Genomic DNA, 22802 nt, shown 5'->3' on the forward strand with positions numbered 1-22802 from the left:
CCGCGCTTAGATTGCAGGCGGCTCGTTACCGGGGATGGCCTGTGCCGGCTGCTCCTCATAGGTTGCCGCCGTGATCAGACCCCAGATCCACGCGGCCAGCATCATCGGTCCACCAATGATCACGCCGATTACGGTCAGCGTGAACAACACGCCGAGTCCATAAATCAGAAGCTGCGCAATGCCGGTGCCAACCTTGCCGATGATCAGGCTGCCGATTCCGGGAATGAAGAAATTGACGATGATGGCCACGATTTTCATGGACGTCCCCCTTCTTGTCCGAAGTGGTGAGACTATGCATGAAATACTTCTCGGGCAACCGCGCCGTCACCGTGCGTTGTAGCGCAGTCGGCCGATGAAGCGCGACATGCTGAAACGATGGTCCTTGCGCCCCGCCAGCTTCGCCTTGGCCTTTTCGAACTGCATGATGTTTTCGATCCGGCGGGCGAGGAAGGCGCGGGTTTCGGCCTGGCCTTCGCTTTCGTCGTTCAGGAACACCGCGATCGTCGCGGCATAGATGCCTGCGAGCATCGCACGCTTGGTATAGTGGTTATAGTCGGTGGCCGTGTCGCCCGCGAGCTGCCACATCGTGTCGGCCGAACGCCAGCCGAGCTTCGCGGCGCGCGTGGCATTCTGGGGCATCGCCAGGATCGCGACGGCGCGGCGCAGCGCTTCGCGATCGGGTGCGAGCGCGTCGAGCCGCGCTTCGACCAGCGCAGTGATCTTTGCGCGGATCTTTATTGCCCCGAGCGTTTCCGGCGGCAGCGCCTGTGCCATCCGCCGGTCGATCCCGGCGAACCACAGGTCGATCATGTCGACCGCGCTGCCCGGCACGGCGAGCCGCGCGACGTCATGGTCGGCGCCGATCGCGTCGGCAGCGGCCTCAACCGCTTTCGCCGTCCACCCGTCGAATGCGGCGTTGGGAGCAAGGTGCGGCGCGAGTGCGATGCGCAACTCGTCCAGCGTCATGTCTGCGACAGCAACCATGCTCAAGATTTAGCCTCCTGTTCGCTCGTTGCAACCTGCCCTGGCGGTGTCGATCCACGTCGGACCAGCACTAAGGCGATTGCCACCAGGACCGCGCCGATGAAATCGGGTACGCCCAGCCGCTCGCCATAGACGACCCAGCCGATCGTCCCGGCAATGACCGGCTGCGAGAGCAGGGCGATGCCGACGACCAGCGGCGACAAATGACCGAGCGCGTAGATCAGCAGACCCTGTCCGAAGACCTGGCTGGCAAGGGCGAGACCGACCAGCACGCCCCAATTGTGCGGCCAGATCTGCTCGCCGAGTGCAACGGCGAACAGCAGCAGCGGGAGCGCGCCCACGGCACTCGACAATGCGAGCGCCGACAGCGGCGTCATCGCCCCGCGGGCGCGGGTCATGAGGATGAAGTAGACAGTGTAGAGCGCGCCTGCGAGCAGGCAGAGGAGGTCGCCGAGCATGTTCTGCGGCGACAGACTGTACGAACGGCCGAGCAGCAGCACGGCGCCGGCCGCGGCGAGCGCAAGCGCGATCCCCTGTTGCCGGTTCGGCCAGGCGCGCGCGATCAGGAAACCCCAGATCGGGAACATCAAGGTCGCCGAATTGCCGAACAATGTCGCATTGGCGAGCGTGGTGTGCAGGATACCGACATGCCAGGACGCCAAATCGGCGGCGAAGGCGATACCCGCGAAGAACAGGGTCAGGCCCAACCCCTTGGCATGGCGGAGCGGATTGCCCTCCACCGCCAGCACGATCGCGAACAGGAAGGGCACGCCCAGCGCCAGCCGCCAGAAGCCGGCGGCGACCGGGCCGACATCGGCGGCGCGCACGAACCACGGCCCGAAGGCGAGCGCCATATTGCCCAGCAGCAGCGCGGCGAAGGGCAGCGCAGCTCCGCTTTGCTGCAGTGCAACTTTTCTTGAGGGGGCGGAGTCGTGCATCGCGCCCTTAGCGCCTTACCTCATGCATATTGCAACCCATCGGGAGGAAATTCCCCATGCCGAGTTTGTTCGATCCGATCGCTTTTGGCGCGATCCAGGCGCCCAACCGCATTCTGATGGCGCCGCTGACGCGCGGCCGCGCGACGTTCGAGGCGGTACCGACAGCGGTGATCGCGGAGCATTATGCACAGCGTGCAGGCGCCGGCCTGATCATCTCCGAAGGCACGGGGATCAGCCGTCAGGGACTGGGCTGGCCGTTCGCGCCGGGCCTGTGGACCGACGCGCAGGTCGCGGGCTGGAGGCCGGTGACCGACGCGGTCCACCAGGCGGGCGGGCGGATCGTCGCGCAATTGTGGCATATGGGGCGTCAGGTCCACAGCTCCGTGACCGGCGAGCAGCCGGTATCGTCTTCGGCGACGATCACCCCGGGGACGGTCCATACCTATGAGGGCCGCCAGATCTATGAATGGGCGCGGGCACTGGGGACCGAGGAAATTCCCGGCATCCTCGACGACTATGCTCGGGCGGCCGAGAATGCGCTCAAGGCCGGGTTCGACGGGGTCCAGGTCCATGCCGCGAACGGCTATCTGATCGACCAGTTCCTGCGCGACAACGCCAATTTCCGGACCGATCGCTATGGCGGAAGCGTCGAGAATCGCATCCGCCTGTTGAGCGAGGTTGCCGAGCGGGTGGTGTCCGTCGCCGGCGCCGATCGGACCGGCGTGCGCCTGTCGCCCAACGGCCCGACGCAGGGCGTCGACGACAGCGATCCGCGGTCGGTGTTCGTACCCGCGGCGAAGCGATTGAGCGAGATCGGGATCGCCTTTCTGGAACTGCGCGAACCGGGTCCCGACGGTAGCCATGGCAAGACGGATGTGCCGCGACTGAGCCCGGCGATCCGTCAGGTCTTCGACCGGCCGCTGATCGTCAATTCCGACTATTTCACACGGGAGGCGGCGCAGGCGGCGATCGACAGCGGCGTGGCGGACGCGGTGAGTTTCGGGCGCGCCTATATCGCCAATCCGGACCTGACCGAGAGGCTAAGGCTGGGGGCGCCACTCAACGAAGGCGACGTCAAGGGTTGGTATGGGCGGGGCGGCGAAGGCTATACCGACTATCCCGCACTTGGGGACCCTGAGGTTCAGGAAGCAGCCTGATCGGCCTCGTCCAGCCGCGCGGTCATCCATTTTCGGAAGGCCGCGTGGACCTTGGGTTGGAATAGCGCGGCAATGGGCAGCAGCCAGAGCCAGGGGAAGAACAGGGTCGCGACCACCGCGAACACGAAGAAGGCGATCAGCCAGCCGCCGATCGCGCGGCCAAGGCGATCGGAAAACCCCTGGTTCATGACGATTTCGCGCGGCCCTTTCAGGTCGTAGAGCCGCGTGGTGCGCAGGATCGCCGCGCCGCTGCGGTCGTCGATGGTGCGGGGCTGTGTCGTTTCGATCGGCGCGGAAACCGGCATCGGCGTCCGGGACGACGGGGCCGGCTTCACCTCCCGCGTCGCGGGCTGGCCCGTGCGGGTATCGATCACGATCAGCCGTCGCCCTCGCTCAACCACCTTGTAGCGGCTGGGCGGCGCGTCGGTCATTTCGTCGCGCGCCCCGGATCCGCGCGTCGTGCCCGCCATTCGTCAGCCGTCTGACCCCAGGCGTCGACGCGCTCGTCGAGATAGGGCGCGGGGAGCTGCGCTGGACCCATATTGTACGAGCCAAGCCGCTGGGCGAGCCGGATCGAGCCCAGATTGTCGGGGTTGATCGTGTGGATGATCGTGGTCCAGCCAAGCACATCGACGGCATAGTCCATCGCCGCGGCCGAGCCTTCATAGGCATAACCCTTGCCCGCGAATTCGGGGGCGACGCCCCAACCGACCTCGGTTCCCGGCCAGCCGTCGGGCTGCCACGGCCCCAGGCGACCGACCCATTTGCCGGTTGCACGCTCGATCACCGAGAACATCGCGAAGCCGGCGATGTCCCATGCACCCGACATCGCGCATAGCTGGCGCCACGCCATGCTGCGCGCGATCGGACCGCCGAGGAAGCGCATGGTCTCCGCATCCGCGTTGAAGGCGGCCCAGGCGTCGAGATCCGATGCCTGGGGACGCCGCAAAATCAGGCGTTCGGTGAAAAGGATCGGCCCGTTCATCGCCGGATCGTCAGCCGAGCTTTTCGCGCAATGCGAGCATCGCCAGCGCCGCCTCGGCCGCGCCGCCGCCCTTGTTGAGGTGCTTGGGATCGGCGCGGGCGATCGCCTGCGCTTCGTTCTCGGTCGTCAGGATGCCGTTGCCGATGGGGATACCGTCCATCGTCAGCGCCATCACGCCACGCGCGCTCTCGTTCGAGACGATCTCGAAATGATAGGTCTCGCCGCGGATGACGACGCCGAGCGCGACATAGGCGTCGTAGCGGCCGGTCTCGGCCGCCATCGCGATCGCGCCGGGCACTTCAAGCGCGCCGGGGACGGTGATCGTCTCGTGGCTGTGCCCCGCCGCCTCGACCGCGGCGCGGGCGCCGGCGAGGAGCATGTCGTTGAGATGATCGTAGAAGCGGGCTTCGACGAGCAGAACCTTGGCCATCAGGCATTTCCTCCGAGATCGATCGGGCGTTCGCCGACGATCGACAGGCCGTAGCCGTCAAGGCCGACCAGCGTGTGGTGGGTGTTGGTGAGGAGGATCATTTCCTCGACGCCGAGTTCGGTGAGGATCATCGCGCCGACGCCATAGTCGCGCAGTTCCTCCATGTCCGCCTCGGTACGGAGGCCTGCCTTGCGCTCGACCGCCATGGTGAAGGCATCGGCGCGCGGCCGGTTGATGACGACGATCACGCCCGCGCCTTCCTCGCCGATGATCTCCATCGATCGCTCGAGCAGCTTGCCGCGCGCGCCTTCCTCGCCGAACAGGTCGCCGAAGGGCGAGAGCACGTGCATGCGAACCAGGGTCGGCTTGTCGGCGTTGACGCGGCCCTTGAGCAGCGCGACCTGTTCGGTGCCGGCGGCCTTGTTCCAGAAGGTGATGACGCGCCAGTCGCCGCCCCAGCGGCTGGTGAAGCTCGTCTCCGCCCGGCGCTCGACCAGATGGTCGTAGCGGTGGCGATAGGCGATCAGGTCGCGGATCGTGCCGATCTTGAGATTGTGGAGCTGGGCGAAGGAGACGAGGTCGTCGAGCCGGGCCATCGTCCCGTCGTCCTTCATCACCTCACAGATCACGCCCGAGGGATTGAGGCCGGCGAGGCGGGCGACGTCGACCGCGGCCTCGGTATGACCGGCGCGGACGAGCACTCCGCCCTCACGTGCGACCAGCGGGAAGACATGTCCGGGCGAGACGAGGTCGGCGGCGCCGTTGCCCGCGTCGATCGCGACGGCGACGGTACGTGCGCGGTCGGCGGCGGAGATGCCGGTCGTGACGCCCTCCTTCGCCTCGATCGACACGGTGAAGGCGGTGCCCATGCGGGTGCCGTTGCGCCGCGCCATCGGCTCGAGCCCGAGCTGATCGGTCCGCTCCTTGGTCATGGCGAGGCAGATCAGGCCCCGGCCGTGCTTGGCCATGAAGTTGATCGCGTCGGGGGTCGCCATCTGGGCGGGGATGACGAGATCGCCCTCATTCTCGCGATCCTCGTCATCGACCAGGATGAACATGCGGCCGTTGCGCGCCTCGTCGATGATTTCCTCGGGCGAGGAGAGGAAGGCGTGGCGCAGGCGCGCGATTTCAGGGTTCTTACCGGGCTGGGCCACGATGGGCCTCCATGCGTTGGAGATAGCGCGCGAGCACGTCGATCTCGAGGTTGACGGCCTGACCCTGCGCGAGCGCGCCGAGGGTGGTGACGGCCTGGGTATGCGGAATGAGGTTGACGGTGAACTGGGCGCTGCGGTCGCTCTGGTCCGTCACGGTGTTCACGGTGAGCGAGACGCCGTCGATCGTGATCGATCCCTTGGCGGCGATGAACGGCGCGAGCGCGACCGGGACCGAGAAGGTGATCCGCCGCGAGTCGCCGTCGGGGGTGATGTCGAGCACGGCGCCAGTGCCGTCGACATGGCCGGTGACGATGTGGCCGCCCAGTTCCTCGCCGAGCTTCAGCGCGCGCTCGAGGTTGAGGCGGTGGCCCCGCGCCCATTGGTCGGCTGTGCGCGAGACGGTCTCGTGCGAGACGTCGACAGCGAACCAGCCCGGCGCCTTGTCGACCACGGTGAGGCAGACGCCCGAGCAGGCGATCGACGCGCCGAGATCGACCGTGGCGGTGTCATAGGCGGTGGCGATCCGCACGCGCAGATCGCCGCGGTCCTCGGCGCTTTCGATGGTGCCGATATCGGTGACGATTCCCGTGAACATACCGTTATTCTGAATCCCGATTGCTGGCGCGCTCGTAGACCTCGAGCCGGTCGCTGCCAAGCATCCGCGTATCGGTGAGGCGCCAGCTGCCATGCGCGCCGGCAAGTTCGGTGAGGCCGAGATCGCCGATGCCCGGTTTGCCCCCGAGCAGTACCGGCGCGCGGTAGAGCAGCAGGCGATCGACCAGATCGGCGCGCAGGAAGGTGGCGGCGGTCATCGCGCCACCCTCGATCATCAGATAATCGACCCCGACAAGCGTCGCGATGGCCGATGGCTGGGAGATCATATGCCAGTCGTCGGCGGTGCGCGCGGACAGGAGCACGCGGCGTGGCGCGCGGGATTCGAGGCCGGGCAGGCGCACGTTCAGTTTCGGAGAATCGCTTTCCAGCGTGCCGCGGCCGATCAGGATCGCCTCATGCCGGGCACGTTCGAGATGCGAGTGCGCCCGCGCCTCCGGCCCGGTGATCCAGCGGCTTTCGCCGTTGCCAAGCGCGATGCAGCCGTCGAGCGAGGTGGCGAGCTTGAGCGTGACATAGGGCCGCCCCTTGAACCGGCGCGTCAGGAAGCCGGCGATGGCGCTGCGCGCCTCGGCGTCGCGCACGCCGGTCGCGACCTCGATCCCCGCTTCGCCAAGTCGGGCTATGCCCTTGCCGTCGGTGCGGGGGTCGGGATCGCGCAAGGCGATGACGACGCGGGCGACCCCTGCCGCGATCAGCAGATCGGTACAGGCGGGACCGCGCGCGGATTCATGGGCACAGGGTTCGAGCGTAACATAGGCGGTAGCACCGCGAGCGGCGCTACCGGCTTCTTCGAGCGCCATCGCCTCGGCATGGGGACGCCCGCCGGGCTGGGTCCAGCCGCGACCGACGACATGACCATCGCCGACGATCACGCAGCCGACGCTGGGGTTGGGCGCGGTGATGCCCTGGCCGCGCGACGCCAGCGTCAGCGCGGCGTCCATCCAGCGAAAATCTTTCACGGGGGGCATGCGGTCACAGGCCCCAGGATTTCAGCTGATCGTCGACCTTCTTGTATTCGAGGCGCTTCTTCTCGGCCTTGACCTTGGCTTCGGCCTCGCGCTTGAGCCGGGCTTCCTCGTCGACCTTTTGCTGGGCGATGATTTCATCCAGCGTGCGGTCGGCGCGCCAGTTCTGAACGTAGATGATCTCGCGCTTGTACGGGCGCTCGAAATAGGAATCGAGATAGAAGCCGGTGAGGATCAGGGCAGTGGTCGCGAACGAGGCGAGCAGGAACCAGAACTGATAGCCGTGACGGATGCGCAGGACCGCGCGCAGGTCCTGAAGCGGCCCGACCGACGAGACATGCTTGTTGCGCCGAAGAAAGAACATGGTGCGCAAGATAGGCGTGCCGCGCGGCCGGGACCAGTCCTGCTTATTCCACGATCTGGAAACGCAGCGTCATCGTCTTCCATCCCTCGACCGGCACGCCGTCACGCGTCGCCGGTTTGAAGCGCCAGCGGGCGAGCGCGTGTTTGCGCGTCGCTTCGGACAGGCGATCGCTGGGGCTCTTGACGATGTCGATCGCCTTTACCCGACCATCGGTGCCGATCAGTACGCGGGCGGTGACATTCCCTTCGGTCCCATTGCGAATCTCCGCGGGCGGATAGGGCGGCTGGAGCGCATCGGCGAAGCGCGGATCGACCGAGGGGGCGACCATCACCGGCGGGCGTGGAGGATCGACAACGGTGCCGCCGCCGATCGGGCCGATGGGGCCAGGGGGGGGCGGCGTGACCGGGGTGATTACATGGGTGCCGGTGATGCCGCTGGTGTCGGTGTTGAGATCGACAATCGGGTCCGGCGTGTGCGGCAACGGAGTCGTGACCGCCTTGCGCTGATCGGTTTTGGGCTTGGGCTTGGGATCGGGCGGTACCGGCTTGTCGATCGGGATGTTCTTTGTCTTGATCGGCGGATCAAGCAAATCGCCCGGGACGATCTTCGGGCCGGCAAAATAGAGTCCGAGGATCATTGCTCCGCTGATCAGGAGCGCGCCGCCGGCCCCGGCCGGGCGCGACGCGGTGGAGTGATACCGATTGGCATACATGGCTGCTCTCCTTGTCCTCGGCCTGTCCTGGTCGAGTCGATACAAGGATATATCATAACATTTCAGGGTCAAGGTGATTATGTATCATGGACAAAGGGCCCGCACGACTAACCCGTTGAGGGCGATTGCTAGGCGCGGAGCCGGGCGATGGCGCGATCGCGACCGATCAGCGGGAGCAAGGCGGCCATGTCCGGCCCCGAATCGCGCCCGGTGAGCGCACGGCGGAGCGGGAGGAACAATGGCTTGCCCTTGCGCCCCGTGGCGTCCTTGAGCGCGGCGGTGAGGGCGTGCCACGGGTCTTGCGACCAGTCGAGGCTCGCGGCGACCTGTGCGGCCTGGGCCAGGAATGCGGTGTCTTCCGGATCGGCTGTTGCGATGACCGGTCCCTCGACCACCTGCCACCAGTCGGCGGCTTCGGCGAGGGTCGCGAGATTGGGACGGATCGCGCCCCACCCGGCCGCGTCCATGCCGAGCGGCAGGCGCGGCGCGACCGCGTCATAGTCGAGCTGATGCAGGATGCGTGCGTTAAGCTGGGCGAGTTCGGCTTCGTCGAAGCGCGCGGGCGCACGGCCGAAGCGGGCGAAATCGAAGCTGGCAAGTAGCGGCGCGATATCCGTCTGCGGCTCGACCGGATCGCTGGTGCCGAGCCGGGCGAGCAAGGCGACGATCGCTTTCGGCTCGATTCCCGTCTCGCGAAAATGATCGGCGCCGAGCGAACCGAGGCGTTTGGAGAGCTTGCCCTCCGATCCGGTCAGGAGCGCTTCGTGCGCGAAGGCGGGCGGCGTGGCGGCGAGCGCGTCGAACATCTGCAGCTGCGCGGCGGTGTTCGAGACATGATCCTCACCCCGCACGACATGGGTGATGCCCATGTCGATGTCGTCGATCACCGAAGGGAGCAGGTAGAGCCACGAGCCGTCGGCGCGGCGCACGACCGGATCGCTCATTGTCGCCGGATCGAAACGCTGGGGTCCGCGGATCAGGTCATGCCATTCGATCGGCGCCGAATGATCGAGACGGAAGCGCCAGTGCGGGTGGACGCCTTCATCTTCGAGCCGGGTGCGATCGGCTTCGGTGAGCGTGAGCGCGGCGCGATCATAGACCGGTGGCAGACCGCGGCCGAGCAGGATCTTGCGCTTGAGATCCAGTTCCTGCTGAGTCTCATAGGCCGGATAGACCCGGCCGGCCGCAGCCAGTTCGGCGAAGCGGCGCTCATAAAGATCGAAACGCTGCGACTGACGTTCCTCGCCATCGGGGACGAGGCCGAGCCACGACAAATCGTCGCGGATCGAGATGACGTGCTCCTCACGGGACCGCTCGCCATCGGTGTCGTCGATGCGCAGCAGGAAGCGGCCGCCGCTCTTGCGTGCCCACATCCAGTTGTGGAGCGCGGTGCGGATATTGCCGACATGAAGGCGGCCGGTGGGGCTGGGGGCGAAACGGGTGACGACGGTCATGCCATGTCCGCTAGCCGATTTCGCGGGCGCGCGAAATCATCTCTACCCGGTTTACCTGCGCGCGGAACCCGCCTATCGGAGCGCCAACGGCCATGCGCCGGGCGCTTAGCTCAGTTGGTAGAGCATCTCGTTTACACCGAGAGGGTCGGCGGTTCGAGCCCGTCAGCGCCCACCATTCCAGACCGGCTCAGTTGACGGTGAACGACGCCTTGCCGTTGGCGAGCTTCAGCGTGATGTAGCTGTTGTCGCAGACATTGATGGCGGCCCACACCTGCGTCGTCGTGTCCTCGAACGTCGCCTTGATGTCGTAGCGGCACTGTTTTTCCGCCTTGTCGAACCGGACTGTGGTTCGCGCATTCACCTTGATCATCGACTCGGGCTTGGTTTCCGCATCGACGGTCTGGGGTTTCCAGTCCGTGGTGCCCGCGGGCGCGAGCTCAATCGTCTTGATGGGCTTGCCCGACGCGTTGGTAAGAATGAAGTCCCAATCCTCGGCAAGCGCAGGTGACGCCACAAGCATCAGCCCCCCGAGACCGGCAAGAAGTTTCATGCTGCATCCCTCCCCTACAGGAACAGGAGAGAGCATGCGCCTGTGCGGCGCGCTTCGCAAGCGCTTGCTAGAGTTGGCGAACAAGCTGGACGGCGCAGGCGATCCAGGGCGGATCCGCCACCACCTGTTGCCGCGCGCCGGGACCCAGCGGCAGGATGTTGAGACGGCCACCTTCCCCTTCATAGGCGATCAGCCGGCCGAACAGAAAGCGCCCGGCCGGACGCGGGATCAGCACGTCGCGGTTCAGTGCCGAGGCAAAGGCGTCCGGGGCGAGGCGACGGCACCAGATGGCATCTCCCGCCCGATAATCGCCGATGCCGCCGCTGACGGTGACGGCGACCAGATCCGCCTCGGCATGCGGCGGGGTGACGGTCGCTGGACGGCGTAACGCCTGTGCGCCGGCGGCATCGAGTGTGGCGGCGACGGGGATATCGGGCCGATCGGGAAGGCGCACGAGATCAGCCGTATCGACGGCCAGCGCCCCGGCGATACGATTGAGCCAGGCCACCGAGACGGTGCGCGTGCCGGTTTCGAGCCGACCGATGGTCTGGGCCGTTGTGGGGGGCACGCAGCGCAGCGCCACCTCTTCCAGAGTCAGGCCCTTGGCACGGCGGACTTCACGAATGGCTGTAATCATGGCGCCTTCCAGATAACCAATATGGTAAAAACACTTTCCTACAAGCGTGACGATATGGCAAGCATGATTCGGCAATTTGGGAGAGGCGGATGCGCGAGCTGGCAGAACGGTCGATCGAGGATGGGTTTGTGATCCGCAACGCGCCGGCACGCAAGACCGGGCGGCGGGTAACCGTGAACCTTGCCGAATCACCTTTGGGCTGGCTGCGCGCCCGGGGCCTGGTGGATGGTCGGCAGTTCGAGGCGGGGGAGCGGCTGCGCGAGGACTATGAAATGGCGGCACTCGGCCCGCGCGTAACGATGCGCTGGGATGCGGCACCCGCCGCTCGCCGTGGCGGAATGCCGCATGGCGGGCTGGACCCCACGATCGCGCAGATCGCCGCAAAGCGGCGATTCGACGCGGCGGTGGCGGCAGCGGGGCCGGGGCTGGCCGACATATTATGGCGGGTGATCTGTGCCGGCGAAACGGTGCCGGTGGCGGAGAAGGCGCTGGGCTGGCCGGTGCGCGCGGGGCGCCTGGTCCTGACGCTCGCGCTCGATCGGGTCGCGAGTCACTATGGGTTGGCGTGACTCGTGGGTCCGGACGCGGGGGAAGCGGGCTTGGGCGTGGTGCCGAGGAATCGGCTATACGCCCAGCCGATGCCGATCAGCGCGATACCAAGCCCGAGGAAAGAGAGGATGCGGAGCAACCCGTCCAGGGCGGCGGCGTCGATCAGGAAGACCTTGAACGTGACGAGGGTGAGCAGAGCGAGGCCGGCCAGGCGCAGGTCGCGTGCACCGCTACGGATCCCCAGCGTGAGCCAGGCAAGCGCAAGCAACAGGAATGCGGCGGAGTAGCCGTAATTCTCACTTGTGGTGACGGGACCGGTGAGGAGTGTGCCGTGTGCGGCCTCACGTACCGCCGCGACGAGCGATATGAAGGTCAAGCCGATGCCGAGATATCGCCAGATGGGCTGACGCGCGAAGCTCCACGTCCAGACGGCGGCAAGCCCGAAATGGAAGAGCGCGGCATTGAGGAGTGGGATGCCCCCCACATGCTGCGCGACAAGGGCGGGGTTGAGCAGCAGCAGATCGAACCAGATGATACGGGCCAGGCCAAGACCGAACAGGGTGAGGCCGAGTGCGGGAAGGCGCGCGCGGCGGACGCTCAACCAGCCGCCGGCAAGCAATGCCTGGGTGATGACGGCGCGCTCGATGAAACCCCAGTCGGCGAAGCGAGCTTCGTCGGCGATGGCGAGCGGTAGCTTGGCGAGGTGGTAGAGCAGCATCAGCCCAAGTGCGATGGCGCCAGCGAGGATCGCCGGGCGGAGGCGACCGAACTGCTCAGGGTCGACAAGAAGCAAGATGGCGGCGACGAGCGCCGGCAGCAAATGGCGTAGCGCTTCGGTCAGGTCGGGAAGTTCGAGATAGGGCAGATGCGCACCGCTGGCGGAGCCGGCGATCAACGTAATGTAGTCTGCGAGCGGCATGATTCCGGCGATCAGGATCGCGGCAAGCGCTAGGATGGGAAGCGTTCGCATCTGGGGGTCGCCTGTGCGGCGTGCCCACCAGCCAAGTGCCAGTGCGATGACTGCGAAGGGGATCGCGATCCAGTCGGCACCTGTCAGCTGGCCCAGTGCGGTGCCGGCAAGGATCGCAGCCAAGCTCGCGCCACCGATCAGGCCGGGATCACGCTGGCCGGTCGCCTGGCGACGGCGCCAGCTTACCCAGCCGGCAAGGGCGGCTGCGGGAAGCTCGAGCGCGGCCCATTGCCACTCGACAATACGGGCCGGATCTATTGCGTTGGCAAGCAGCAGCGGACCCGCGATGCCGCCTAGGGCGACGACAGCCCAAATGCGCGCGCGGTGAAGCAATGTCAGGCCCGGTACCGCAAAGAGGAAGGCCGCAGCGATCGCGGCGGCCCAGCCGGTGCCCATTTGCGGTTGGGCGAGACCGATTGTGAGCAGAAGGAGGGTGAGCGTCAGCGCCGCCAGTGCGCCCGGCAGATAGGCGTTGTCGCGCCAAGCAAGAGCCAGCGCCGCCGCGGCGAGGGTCAGATAGAGTGCCCAGGCGAGTGCCGAAAAGTCGAGCGCAGGGGCAAACAAAAGGAGTTGGACAAGCCCGGCAACCAGTGGCGCGAGGCGAAGCCAGGGCGATGCAATTCCGGCGCGGGGGAAGGCGAGGCAGGCACCGATCGCGAGCAGTACGACGAATGCTGCGGGCGCGCTGAGTTCGCTCGCCCCGAGTGCGAAAAGCAAGAAGCTGATCCATGCGAAGCCGAGGGTTGTGGCCGCGATCGCGAGCCATGCCCAGCCGCGATGAACCGCCAGGCCGAACAGCGCCGTGGTGAACAGCGCGAGGTAGATCAGTAGCGCGCCAATTCCTGCAGCGTCATAGCCTGCGACCAGGGGAGCGAGAAACCCGCCGGCGAGTGCGAGAACAGCGGTTGGCGGGCCGTGGCGCAATGCCAGCCCGAGGCCGAGCCCGGTGACGGCAACCATCAGTGTGAAGGCGGGAAGCGGTGCGATCAGATGGTAGAGCGCGGCGGCGACGTAGAGCGTACCATAGGCGCTGGCAATACCGGCACCGGCCAGCGCCTGGGCGATCCGCGGATCCTCCCGCGTTGCAGGCAGGCGTCGCGCTGCTTCGCTGCTCCCCACCAGCAGCACGGCGAACAAGGCGGCCATGCTTGTGCGGACGGAGGGGGTGAGGAGGCCGATTTCGATGGAGTAGCGGACGAGGAAGAAGCCCGCGGCGACGAGCGCGATGGCGCCGATCCAGACTGGAAGCCGCGCGCCGATGAGTGATTCCAGGCCAGGACCCCGTGCGGGTTCCGGCTTCGGCTGCGGTGCGACGACGGCAGGCTCGGGAGCGGGTGCAGGCTCCGGTTCCGGCCGGGCGAGCGGTGCCGCCACGGGTTCGCGAAGGACCGCTACGGGATCGCGCTCCAACCGTTCGATCCGGCGGGCGAGCCGTTTCAGCCGCTGGCCCTGCGCCGCGGCGACAATGCCGAGCACCACGATCGCAAGGAAAAGGATGCCCTCCATCCCCCCGCTTGTCGCAGCAGAAACGCGGTGGCGCCAGCCCCGCTATATGTGGGCCAAGCCGATCTGCGGTTGCGCGTCGCGCCAGTGCGCCTAGATGCGGAACCATGCGGCTGACCTTCACCAAATGCCACGGGTCGGGGAACGACTTCGCCCTGTTCGATGCCCGGACGCTCCGGCTGACCGACGCCGAGTGGGGACGCGTCGCCCGCACGCTGTGCGACCGCGCCGGCCCGGTCGGGGCCGACGGGCTGTTGCTGCTGGGCGAAGCCAATGGCGGCGCGGCATTCGCACAGATGGTGGTCAATGCCGACGGATCGATCCCCGAGACCTGCCTCAACGGCCTGCGCTGCACCGCGCGCGCGGGGTTCGAGGCGCTGGGGATCGAAGCGGCGGCGGTCAGGCTGAAGACCAGCGACGCGCAGGTCGCGCACGACCCCGAGCTGGCGCCGGGCGTCTATACCGTACGCACCACCGTCGGCCCGGCATCGACCGACCCGGTCGCGGCCGGGATCCATGTCGCCGCGCCGGCGATCGAGGCCCGCGTGCCCGGCCTGCCGAGCGAGCGCGCCTTCACCGCGGTCGCCATGCCCAACCCGCACCTCATCACCTTTGTCGACGCGATCGACGTCGCCGAGCTGACCGCGCTGGGCGACTGGTGCGAAGCGGGCCCGGCGCTGCTGGCCGACCGCGCCAATGTGAGCTTCGTCGAGCGGCGCCCCGACGGCCTGTTCGTCCATACCTATGAGCGCGGCGTCGGCCTGACCAACGCGTGCGGCACCGCGATGGGCGCGGCGACGCATGTCGCCGGGCTGACCGGCCGCATCCCGTTCGGCGAATGGATCACCGTCCACAATCCCGGGGGCCGCGTCCGCACCCGCGCCGAAGGTCCCGAAGGCGGCGACGCGGTGACGATCGCGGGCAACGCGACGTTCGAATGGGATGCCGAGATCGAGATCGACCCGGCGACCGGCGTGCTGGGCGAACTGACCGTCACCCGGCGGCGCGAGGACGAGATCGCGGCCTGGGCGGCGGTGCGCGGCTAGCGGTCCGGCCGGGGCGCGGACCGCCGATCGCTAGAGCGACAGCTTCTGGGTGCGGTACTGCGTGGTTTCAGCCCGCCTGAACGGGGAGGGTGCGCTTCGCGGTCCCGTTCCGTCGCCGGCGGATTGCCGGGAAGCTGGACCAGCGAATTGAGGCGGCATTGCTCGCCATTTGCACGGATCAGCGTGTTCCGGTCGACCGCGCGGCTGGCGGGTCCGGAGCGAGCAGTGGTCGGATCGAAGGCTTCACGATGCGATACCCCCTATTATGCCCATCGCATGCTGTTGCTGGGCATGTGAACGGTCGTTGAACCGCGTGTTTAGCGTGCAAGCAAGAGGCGGCGGCTTGTGCCAGCCGCCGAAGTATCCTGCCCGGTGGCGGAAAGCGCGGGGGAACCAGGATCCTCGACCACAACGAACCAAATGGGTAAAATGTGCTTGACATCGTCACGCTGTTTAGGTACAAAACAAGAACGCTGAAGAATTGCGAGTCGGGCGGATGCGGGAGCGGGCGGCTCTGGGGCGCATCGCCGGATTCGCAGCGAACGGGCTGGCGCGCCATGGCGCGCTGCCGGCCCGTTCGCCTTGGGCGTTTCGATCGGGCCGGGGCGCATCCGGCCCGTTTCTGTTTTGCAGGAGCGGATCATGACGGAGAAGTTGGAGCCAGGATACCGGCGCCCGATCCAGAAACGGCACGTGGCGGCCACCGGGTGGACCAAGGCCAAGCGCGAGCTGTTCCTGGCGACGCTGGCCGGGACGTGCAACGTCAAGACAGCGGCTGCGGCGGCCGGGATGACGCCGAGCGGCGTGTATCAGCTGCGCAAGCGTGACCCGGCGTTCGGCGATCTATGGGCCGAGGCGCTGGGACTGGGCTATGAGCGGCTGGAGATCGCGCTGCTGGAACATGCGCTGATCGGGGTGAATGCGATCGATATCGGCGAGGCGGTCGAGGCGGCGGGGGATGCCGCGGCGCCGGACCTGGTCACCGCCGGCGGGCTGCAGCTGGCGATGGCGCTGCTGACCAAGCATCGCCAGACCGTGGACGGCAAGCCGGTGACCAAGCGCGGCCCCCGCCCGACTCCGGAAGAGACCGACGCGGCGCTCACCAAGCAGCTCGACGCGCTTGAGCGCAGGCTGCGCGGAAGCGGCCGGAGATCGTGAGCGAGGAGGAAGCGGGCGAACCGATTCCGCAGAACGCGACCGAGCGGCTGGCGCTGCTGAGAACGGTGGACCGGAACCGGGTGCTGTCGCGCATCACCCGGATGCAGCAGATCGAGCTGCGCGAGCGATGGGATGCCTGGGCGCATGGCGGGCAGATGGCGCCGCCGGGCGACTGGCGGGTGTGGCTGATCCGGGCCGGGCGCGGTTTCGGCAAGACGCGCGCGGGCGCCGAATGGGTGAGCGACTGGGCGCGGCGCAACAAGGATGGGCGCATCGCGCTGGTCGGCGCGAGTGGGGACGACGTCGCCAAGGTGATGATCGAAGGCCCGAGCGGGCTGATCGCGATCGCGCATGACGGTGAGCGGGTGCACTGGCGCCCGAGTGTGGGTGAGGTGGAGTTCGCGTCCGGCGCCAAGGGGTTCGTCTATTCGGCGGAAGCGCCCGAGCGGCTGCGCGGCCCCGAGCACCACGCCGCCTGGTGCGACGAGCTCGGCAAGTGGCGGCATGGCGAGACGGTGTGGGACAATCTGATGCTGGGGCTGCGCGCGGGCGAGGATATGCGCGTGCTGGTGACGACGACGCCGCGACCGACCCGGCTGATGCGGCGGGTGATGGCATTGCCCGGCACGGTCGAGACGCGTGGGCGGACACGGGACAATCCCAACCTGCCCGCGAGCTTCATCGAGGCGATGGAGGCCGAATATGGCGGCACGCGGCTCGGCCGGCAGGAGCTGGATGGCGAGCTGATCGACGAGGTGGCGGGCGCGCTGTGGCCGCGTGCGATGATCGAGGCGTGCCGAGGAAAGAAGCCCAAAGACGTGGTGCGAGTGGTGGTGGCGGTCGATCCCCCGGCCAGCGCGGAGGGCGACGCGTGCGGGATCGTCGCGGTGGCGCTGGATGCCGCCGATATCGGCCATGTCATCGCCGACGCCAGCGTGAAGGGATTGTCCCCCGAGGGCTGGGCGCGCGCGGTCGCCGCATGCGCGGCGAAGCATGGCGCCGACAAGGTCGTGGCCGAGAAGAACCAGGGCGGCGACATGGTGCGCAGCGTGCTGCGCGCGGCCGATGTCACACTGCCGCTGAAGCTGGTCCATGCCAGCCACGGCAAGGTCGCGCGCGCTGAACCGGTGGCGGCTTTGTACGAGGCCGGGCGGGTCAAGCATGCCGGGCGCTTCCCCGCGCTGGAGGACGAGCTGTGCGGCCTGTCGATGGGCGGCAGCTATGAAGGGCCGGGGCGATCGCCCGACCGGGCGGATGCGCTGGTCTGGGCGCTGACCGAACTGATGCTGGGACGCAAGCGCGCGGTGAAGGTGCGCGGGCTGGGGTGAGGTGAACCGGACCGCCGCGAGCGGATCGATATCGGCGTCATATCGGAGGTACGCTGGTTACCAGGTCGAAAGCCGTCGTTCCTATCGCAGTAATGATACAATAATAATAAAAATAGGTGCAATTCATGAAGGTAGCGTCACGCCAAAAGCTGCCGAATAGATAACTTGTATCATAGAAGTTGTGGATGCAGTTCAGTAGCATATTTCGATCAAGTAACACTGCATACATCGACTACAGGGACTGATGCCAAAATTTTGATCATACGATATGGCGCGGAATTATATAATCATGGTCATCTATCTTCTATAGAAGGAAGTTCAATGAAAATCTTTACCGACTACGGAGCTGCCGGCAACGGCGTTCGGGATGATACTATCGAAATGCAGGCTCTGATAGACGCAAACCCGTCCTGGGAAGTTCTCGACGGGAATGGAAAGACGTATCGCATCACGGCGCCATTGAATATTCCGAACCAAAGCAGGTTTCTCGAAATCCGTAACCTGACCATCTTGGCGGACGGCGATATCGAGGTGTTTCGGCACGCCGCTGGAGCAACCGCAATTAATTACTTCTCTCTGACGCGCGCTTTGATACTGTGCGAATCGCACACGACCTTTGAAAGGCGCGTTGTCGACTTCAGCGCGATGTCATTCTCGAAGTTCGTCGATGTTTGGGTGAACGGCACGGCCGCAAAAACCATCTGTTTCTTCGGAGCGGGGGGCACAGGCTCATCGCCTTATTACAACAGTTTTGATCGCTGCTACATGGGCAATCTAGCAGCTGGCATCGTGTTCAATGACTCACTTACCGCAGCAGGTGGATGTAACAGCAACACCGTGACTGATTGTCGCATCCAGCCGGGCTCAGGGAATACTGGCGTTTATATCGGCGACAATTGCCAGAATATCCGTATTGAAAACACGACCTTTGAAAGCAATGGCGGAACTGGTATTTACAACTCCGGGCACGCGACATTGATCAGCGGATGCCGTTTCGAGTCGATGACCACCGGCATCACCTATACGGGTGGAGCATTCGCATGTACCGAATCCGGTAATTACTTCGACCCGCCAAACGGAAACCATCGGGCATTCTTCGGCGCTTCGGCAACCAGGAACATCGTGCTGAATGAAAATTCGCTGGCTTCAGGCCAGGCAACGCGATTCTATGGGGAGCTCTCCGTCAATGGCACCTATCACGTGGGGACCGAGCAGGTTCTGGAAGCGCGTCGGACTGGCTGGACTCCACCGACAGGGGCCTCCTCGCGCGCCAGCTTCGATCCCGGCACGGTGACACTTTCCGAGCTGGCGCAGCGGCTGAAGGCTCTAATCGATGACCTGCACAGCGACACCGGACATGGGTTGATCGGACACTAGCAACAGCCAAGTCTTGGCGCTCACAAGGCCGGGACGCCGTCCGGCGACACCGACGGTGTCGTAGGCGGGAGTAGAACCAAATCGGTCTCTATTCTGTATGCGCTGCCGAGAGGCAGCGCATACATGCTGTGTATATTAATCATGTTTCGCAAATTTTGGTTAGCCCTGGAAAGGCATGAGGAAGGGGTGGGGCCGGGATGGGGGTGGCGAGCATTTTCCCTGTTTCGGTAATCGATTGCTCGCGGGAGATTGCTCGTGCGTGGTTCCGCGGATGCGCCGGACTGGAACGCCATACCCGACCAACGCTCTGGTACGCGGTTCACCACATTGTTCCGCGTGGCGCGGGTGGTGGTCGAGAACGGCACGCAGCATCTATGCCTGATCCGCAACATCGGCGCGGGCGGGCTGATGCTGGAGACCTATGCGCCGTTCGCGCTGGGGACCGTGGTGCGGGTCGAGCCCAAGGGGTGTGAGCCGGTCACGGGCAAGATCTGCTGGGTCAAGGACCGCAATGCCGGCGTCGCCTTCGACGCGGCGATCGATGTCGCCGACTATCTCAACCTGAACCACCTGCCCGTCGAGCGCGAGACGCCGCGCGGACCCCGGCTGATGGTCGAGCGCCGGGCGCGGCTGCGCGTCGGGGCGATGTGGCATGTCGTCGACCTGATCGACCTGTCGCAGAAGGGGGCGAAGGTCCAGAGCGACCTGCCGATGGAGACGGACGCCGCGGTCGAGCTGGCGGTCGAGGGGCTGGACGCGCTGTCGGGCCGGGTCCGCTGGATGAAGGGCGACCGGGTGGGCATCGAATTCTCGACCGCGATCGCGCTCGCCGACCTTGCCGAATGGGCGCAGACCCTGCCTGGCGAACGCTGACGCGCGAGCGGCTTTCGCTGGCCCTGTCCGGCAAGCGGGCTATGAGGCGGGGATGAGGACGAACCCATGACCCCGCGCGAGCTGATCGATGTGGCCGAGGTGCCGGGCGGCGATCCGCTGCGGCTGTTCCGGCGCGGCGACGATTTCATGATCGTGCTCGATCGCAACGAGCTGATGTCGAGCCGGATGAGCGGATCGGAAGAGGCGCTGGCGGAGATGACGCTGGCGCGGCTGGCGGCGCCGGCTTCGGCGACGGTGCTGATCGGCGGGTACGGGATGGGCTTCACGCTGCGCAAGGCGCTGGCGCTGATGGGCCCGGGGGGCAAGGCGGTGGTCGCCGAGCTGGTGCCCAAGATCATCGACTGGGCGCGCGGGCCGATGGCCGAGCTCGCCGCCGGATGCCTCGACGATCCGCGCACCGAGGTGGTGATGGGCGATGTCGGCGCGGCGATCGCGCGTGGGCGGGGCGCCTATGACGCGATCCTGCTCGACGTCGACAATGGGCCGGACGGGCTGACGCGGCTGGCGAACGACCGGCTCTATACGTTCGACGGACTGCGCGCGGCGCGGGCGGCGCTGAAGCCCGGCGGGGTGCTGGCGGTGTGGTCGGCGGGGCCGGACCCGAAATTCGCGCGGCGGATGGGCGAGGTTGGATTTGCCGTCGAGGAAGTGGCGGTGCGCGCGCGCCAGAACGGCAAGGGACCGCGGCACGTGATCTGGTTTGGAAGACGCTAGTTTGATCCGCTGACGCGGATGCGGTGCCGGTTGGCGCCGCTCAAGCGCCGCGAGGCGACCACAGGAGACATCTTCATGAACTGGTTCGGACGGAAGTCCGGGCGCGATGCGTCGCGTCCGGTGTTGACGCGTGCGCATGGCGCGGCGGGCGTTCTGGGCGAATGGCCGCAAAGCTATGAGGCGCAGGTGCGCGAGGGCTATTGCGCCAACCCGGTGGCGCAGCGCGCGGTGAAGATCATCGTCGAGGGCGTGACCGACGCGCCGCTTGAAGCGTCGGCCCCGGCGCTGCTGGCGCTGGTGAAGGGGCGGTCGCAGGGGCAGGAACTGATCGCGACGCTGGCGGCGCAACTGCTGCTGCACGGCAACGCGTTCGTGCAGATCCTGGGCGATGGCGCCGGCGGGGTGGCGGAGCTGTTCGCCCTGCGGCCCGAGCGGGTGTCGGTGGAGACCGACGCGGGCGGCTGGCCCGCCGCCTATCGCTATCGGGTCGGTGGGAGCGTGAGCCGGATCGCGGCGGAGGATGCGGCGGGCCAGTCGCAGCTGATCCACCTGAAGGCGTTCAGTCCGGTCGACGATCACTATGGGCTGGGGTGTCTGGGCGCGGCGAGCGGCGCGGTGGCGATCCACAACGCGGCGACGCGCTGGAACAAGGCGCTGCTCGACAATGCCGCGCGACCGTCCGGGGCGCTGGTCTATGACCCAGGCGACGGCAGCGCGCTGGCGCCCGCGCAGTTCGAGCGGTTCACTGTCGTTCGAGGTGATCGCCGACGCGGGGCCGGTGGCGGCGGAGGCGATTGTCGACGCCGTTTCGGGCGGGCGGGTTTCCGGTGGCGATGCACTGGTGCCGATCAATGGCTTTTCCGCCTATGGCGGATCGCAGCGCGGCGTGATCGAACCGCTTGCCGATGCTCTGGGGGCTTGGCCGACCTTGGCCGGCGGCGTGAAGCTGCTGCGCGGGACCGGCGACGCGGTTGAGGTTGTGGATATCGGCGCGGGAACGGGGCTGGCGGGCGATCGCGCGATTGCGACCGCGGACCGGACGCCGCGACGGGTGACGTTGAGCCATTATGATCCGGCCCGCGACTATCAGGCCGGGGTACAGACCGCGACGCGGCCGGGCGCGGGATATCGGGACTCGATAATCGAACTGCCCGCCGCGCTTGCCGCCGAAGCGGCCAAGCAGCTTGCCGAAGCCGCGCTAGCCCGAGCCGATCAGCAGCGGGAGCGACGGATGGTGCGGGCCGGGTGGAACGCGCTGGGCGCACGCGTTCGGATCGCCGGAGAGCCGGGACAGTGGCGCGTCGTCGACTGGAACCTGGAGACGATGGCCGTGAAGTTGGAACTGGTGCGAATCGCATCGGCGCCGCTCCCCGCCCGAGCAACGCCGGGACGCGTGCTGCCTGCGCCCGATGACGTGGCGGGGACGACAATCCTGCATGCGTTCGAGCTACCGCATCTGGGCGAAGGCGCCCTGGCCGCGCCGCGCCTGTCGATCGCCGCGTGCGGCACCGGTGCCGGCTGGCGGCTGGCGGCTCTTGCGGTGAGCATCGATGGCGGCGCGCGTTGGGAACCTGCAGGCGTTACGGCCGCGTCGGCGGCTGCCGGAACCGTCGAGGATCCGGGCGGGGCTGCCGACTGCACAATTGTCGATCGTCGCAACGCGATCATCGTCGCGCTGGCGCATGACAAGATGATGCTGGCGGATGCGGACGATGCGGGGCTCGATGCGGGCGCGAATCTGGCACTGGTTGGCGGCGAGCTGCTTCAGTTCGGAGAGGCTGAAGCGCTGGGGAGCAATCGTTGGCGCTTGTCTCAACTGTGGCGCGGGCGTCGCGGCACGGAGGCGGCGGCCGGCACGGCGGTGGCGGGGGACCGGTTCGTTCTGATTGACCCCATGACACTCGCGACACGCGACGGGGTGGCGGGAATTGGCGCAACCGTGGCGATCCTGGGGACCGCGCCCGCCGATGGCGATGGCGTGGAGGTCGAGGCCCACCTTAGTGGCGCGTCGATCCTTCCGCCCGCTCCAGTTCACCTGCGAATCGAGACCTCAGCGGGCGGAGATGCGCGGATTCACTGGACGCGGCGCAGCCGCACCGGCTGGCGTTGGCAGGACGGAATCGAGGTACCGATGGGCGAAGAGGCCGAGCGGTATCGCGTGCGGATCATCCCCGCAGCGAGCGACGAACTGGTGGATATGGTGACCGTGACCGAACGGCCGCTGCCGGCCGGTCTTGCCGGACCGGTGCGAATCGAGGTTCGCCAAATCGGCGATCACGGCCTGTCGCCGCCCGCCTTGCTGACCCTTTAGAATTGGA

Annotated in this window: 25 protein-coding genes and 1 tRNA gene; 11 read left to right on the forward strand and 15 right to left on the reverse strand. The window is 66.9% G+C overall.

The features are described 5' to 3' along the window. Positions 1 to 6: 6 nt before the first annotated feature. The 3 genes from AC07M1_RS01580 to AC07M1_RS01590 form a co-directional block, all read right to left on the reverse strand. Positions 7 to 258 carry a hypothetical protein gene (locus tag AC07M1_RS01580; protein ID WP_495160816.1) on the reverse strand — a complete coding sequence of 84 codons (252 nt, stop codon included), beginning with the start codon at positions 256 to 258 and terminating at the stop codon, positions 7 to 9. A 66-nt stretch (positions 259 to 324) separates the two neighbouring features. Next, positions 325 to 984 carry a COQ9 family protein gene (locus AC07M1_RS01585; RefSeq protein WP_495160817.1) on the reverse strand — a complete coding sequence of 220 codons (660 nt, stop codon included), beginning with the start codon at positions 982 to 984 and terminating at the stop codon, positions 325 to 327. Between the two features lie 2 nt (positions 985 to 986). After that, on the reverse strand, positions 987 to 1922 hold the full coding sequence (locus AC07M1_RS01590) for a DMT family transporter (RefSeq protein WP_495160818.1): 936 nt from the start codon (positions 1920 to 1922) through the stop codon (positions 987 to 989). Positions 1923 to 1978: 56 nt separating this feature from the next. Between AC07M1_RS01590 and AC07M1_RS01595 the strand changes: the two genes are divergently transcribed. Then, a complete protein-coding gene (locus AC07M1_RS01595) occupies positions 1979 to 3079 on the forward strand; it encodes an alkene reductase (RefSeq protein WP_495160819.1) in 1101 nt (366 codons plus the stop codon). Here the strand turns inward: AC07M1_RS01595 and AC07M1_RS01600 are convergent. The 9 genes from AC07M1_RS01600 to gltX all read right to left on the reverse strand — a co-directional run bounded on the left by AC07M1_RS01600 (position 3064) and on the right by gltX (position 9758). Continuing rightward, positions 3064 to 3510 (reverse strand): hypothetical protein, encoded by a 447-nt coding sequence (locus AC07M1_RS01600; protein WP_495160820.1) that lies wholly within the window; start codon positions 3508 to 3510, stop codon positions 3064 to 3066. The genes AC07M1_RS01595 and AC07M1_RS01600 overlap by 16 nt on opposite strands. Continuing rightward, positions 3507 to 4064, reverse strand: coding sequence for a GNAT family N-acetyltransferase (locus tag AC07M1_RS01605; RefSeq protein WP_495160821.1), 558 nt, complete (start codon positions 4062 to 4064; stop codon positions 3507 to 3509). The genes AC07M1_RS01600 and AC07M1_RS01605 overlap by 4 nt, the downstream gene beginning before the upstream one ends. Positions 4065 to 4074: 10 nt before the next feature. Next, entirely contained in the window at positions 4075 to 4494 is a 420-nt protein-coding gene (gene ribH / locus AC07M1_RS01610) for a 6,7-dimethyl-8-ribityllumazine synthase (RefSeq protein ID WP_495160822.1), read from the reverse strand. After that, positions 4494 to 5648 carry a 3,4-dihydroxy-2-butanone-4-phosphate synthase gene (gene ribB, locus AC07M1_RS01615; protein ID WP_495160823.1) on the reverse strand — a complete coding sequence of 385 codons (1155 nt, stop codon included), beginning with the start codon at positions 5646 to 5648 and terminating at the stop codon, positions 4494 to 4496. Before ribB ends, ribH begins: the two co-directional genes overlap by 1 nt. Further along, positions 5632 to 6243, reverse strand: coding sequence for a riboflavin synthase (locus AC07M1_RS01620; RefSeq protein ID WP_495160824.1), 612 nt, complete (start codon positions 6241 to 6243; stop codon positions 5632 to 5634). Before AC07M1_RS01620 ends, ribB begins: the two co-directional genes overlap by 17 nt. A 4-nt stretch (positions 6244 to 6247) precedes the next feature. Next, positions 6248 to 7204: a bifunctional diaminohydroxyphosphoribosylaminopyrimidine deaminase/5-amino-6-(5-phosphoribosylamino)uracil reductase RibD gene (ribD, locus tag AC07M1_RS01625; RefSeq protein ID WP_495160825.1), complete on the reverse strand. Its 957-nt coding sequence runs from the start codon at positions 7202 to 7204 to the stop codon at positions 6248 to 6250. Positions 7205 to 7235: 31 nt separating this feature from the next. Beyond that, positions 7236 to 7592 carry a hypothetical protein gene (locus AC07M1_RS01630; protein ID WP_495160826.1) on the reverse strand — a complete coding sequence of 119 codons (357 nt, stop codon included), beginning with the start codon at positions 7590 to 7592 and terminating at the stop codon, positions 7236 to 7238. Positions 7593 to 7635: 43 nt separating this feature from the next. After that, the gene (locus tag AC07M1_RS01635) at positions 7636 to 8304 is read right to left on the reverse strand and encodes an energy transducer TonB (protein WP_495160827.1); all 669 of its coding nucleotides are present in this window, start codon (positions 8302 to 8304) and stop codon (positions 7636 to 7638) included. A gap of 128 nt (positions 8305 to 8432) precedes the next feature. Then, positions 8433 to 9758, reverse strand: a complete 1326-nt coding sequence (gene gltX / locus AC07M1_RS01640) for a glutamate--tRNA ligase (RefSeq protein ID WP_495160828.1) — start codon at positions 9756 to 9758, stop codon at positions 8433 to 8435. Between the two features lie 99 nt (positions 9759 to 9857). On the opposite strand from gltX, the gene AC07M1_RS01645 reads away from it, so the two are divergent. Beyond that, positions 9858 to 9933, forward strand: a tRNA-Val gene (locus AC07M1_RS01645). A 12-nt stretch (positions 9934 to 9945) separates the two neighbouring features. On the opposite strand, the gene AC07M1_RS01650 is transcribed toward AC07M1_RS01645, so the two are convergent. Together AC07M1_RS01650 and AC07M1_RS01655 are read right to left on the reverse strand one after the other, a co-directional pair. Beyond that, positions 9946 to 10308, reverse strand: coding sequence for a hypothetical protein (locus AC07M1_RS01650; RefSeq protein ID WP_495160829.1), 363 nt, complete (start codon positions 10306 to 10308; stop codon positions 9946 to 9948). A gap of 67 nt (positions 10309 to 10375) precedes the next feature. Beyond that, positions 10376 to 10945 (reverse strand): helix-turn-helix domain-containing protein, encoded by a 570-nt coding sequence (locus tag AC07M1_RS01655; protein ID WP_495160830.1) that lies wholly within the window; start codon positions 10943 to 10945, stop codon positions 10376 to 10378. A gap of 89 nt (positions 10946 to 11034) precedes the next feature. Between AC07M1_RS01655 and AC07M1_RS01660 the strand changes: the two genes are divergently transcribed. After that, positions 11035 to 11514, forward strand: coding sequence for a DUF6456 domain-containing protein (locus AC07M1_RS01660; protein ID WP_495160831.1), 480 nt, complete (start codon positions 11035 to 11037; stop codon positions 11512 to 11514). Here AC07M1_RS01660 and AC07M1_RS01665 read toward each other — a convergent pair. Then, positions 11499 to 13970, reverse strand: a complete 2472-nt coding sequence (locus AC07M1_RS01665; protein WP_495160832.1) for a DUF2339 domain-containing protein — start codon at positions 13968 to 13970, stop codon at positions 11499 to 11501. The two genes, AC07M1_RS01660 and AC07M1_RS01665, sit on opposite strands and share 16 nt — an antisense overlap. A 104-nt stretch (positions 13971 to 14074) precedes the next feature. On the opposite strand from AC07M1_RS01665, the gene dapF reads away from it, so the two are divergent. The 8 genes from dapF (at position 14075) to AC07M1_RS01705 (ending at position 22795) form a co-directional block, all read left to right on the forward strand. Next, positions 14075 to 15013: a diaminopimelate epimerase gene (dapF, locus tag AC07M1_RS01670; protein WP_495160833.1), complete on the forward strand. Its 939-nt coding sequence runs from the start codon at positions 14075 to 14077 to the stop codon at positions 15011 to 15013. Positions 15014 to 15655: 642 nt separating this feature from the next. Then, a complete protein-coding gene (locus tag AC07M1_RS01675; protein ID WP_495160834.1) occupies positions 15656 to 16171 on the forward strand; it encodes a hypothetical protein in 516 nt (171 codons plus the stop codon). Next, complete coding sequence (locus AC07M1_RS01680; RefSeq protein WP_495160835.1) at positions 16168 to 17499, forward strand: DNA-packaging protein; 1332 nt, start codon at positions 16168 to 16170, stop codon at positions 17497 to 17499. The genes AC07M1_RS01675 and AC07M1_RS01680 overlap by 4 nt, the downstream gene beginning before the upstream one ends. 321 nt (positions 17500 to 17820) lie before the next feature. Beyond that, positions 17821 to 18876 (forward strand): right-handed parallel beta-helix repeat-containing protein, encoded by a 1056-nt coding sequence (locus AC07M1_RS01685; protein ID WP_495160836.1) that lies wholly within the window; start codon positions 17821 to 17823, stop codon positions 18874 to 18876. A 255-nt stretch (positions 18877 to 19131) separates the two neighbouring features. Continuing rightward, a complete protein-coding gene (locus tag AC07M1_RS01690; protein WP_495160837.1) occupies positions 19132 to 19749 on the forward strand; it encodes a PilZ domain-containing protein in 618 nt (205 codons plus the stop codon). A 66-nt stretch (positions 19750 to 19815) separates the two neighbouring features. Then, positions 19816 to 20484: a spermidine synthase gene (locus tag AC07M1_RS01695; protein WP_495160838.1), complete on the forward strand. Its 669-nt coding sequence runs from the start codon at positions 19816 to 19818 to the stop codon at positions 20482 to 20484. 75 nt (positions 20485 to 20559) lie between these two features. Next, complete coding sequence (locus tag AC07M1_RS01700) at positions 20560 to 21459, forward strand: phage portal protein (RefSeq protein ID WP_495160839.1); 900 nt, start codon at positions 20560 to 20562, stop codon at positions 21457 to 21459. Between the two features lie 4 nt (positions 21460 to 21463). Beyond that, positions 21464 to 22795, forward strand: coding sequence for a GTA baseplate fiber-binding domain-containing protein (locus tag AC07M1_RS01705; protein WP_495162792.1), 1332 nt, complete (start codon positions 21464 to 21466; stop codon positions 22793 to 22795). Positions 22796 to 22802 lie beyond the last annotated feature (7 nt).

Source organism: Sphingomonas sp. GW821-FHT10C01 (assembly GCF_059415525.1).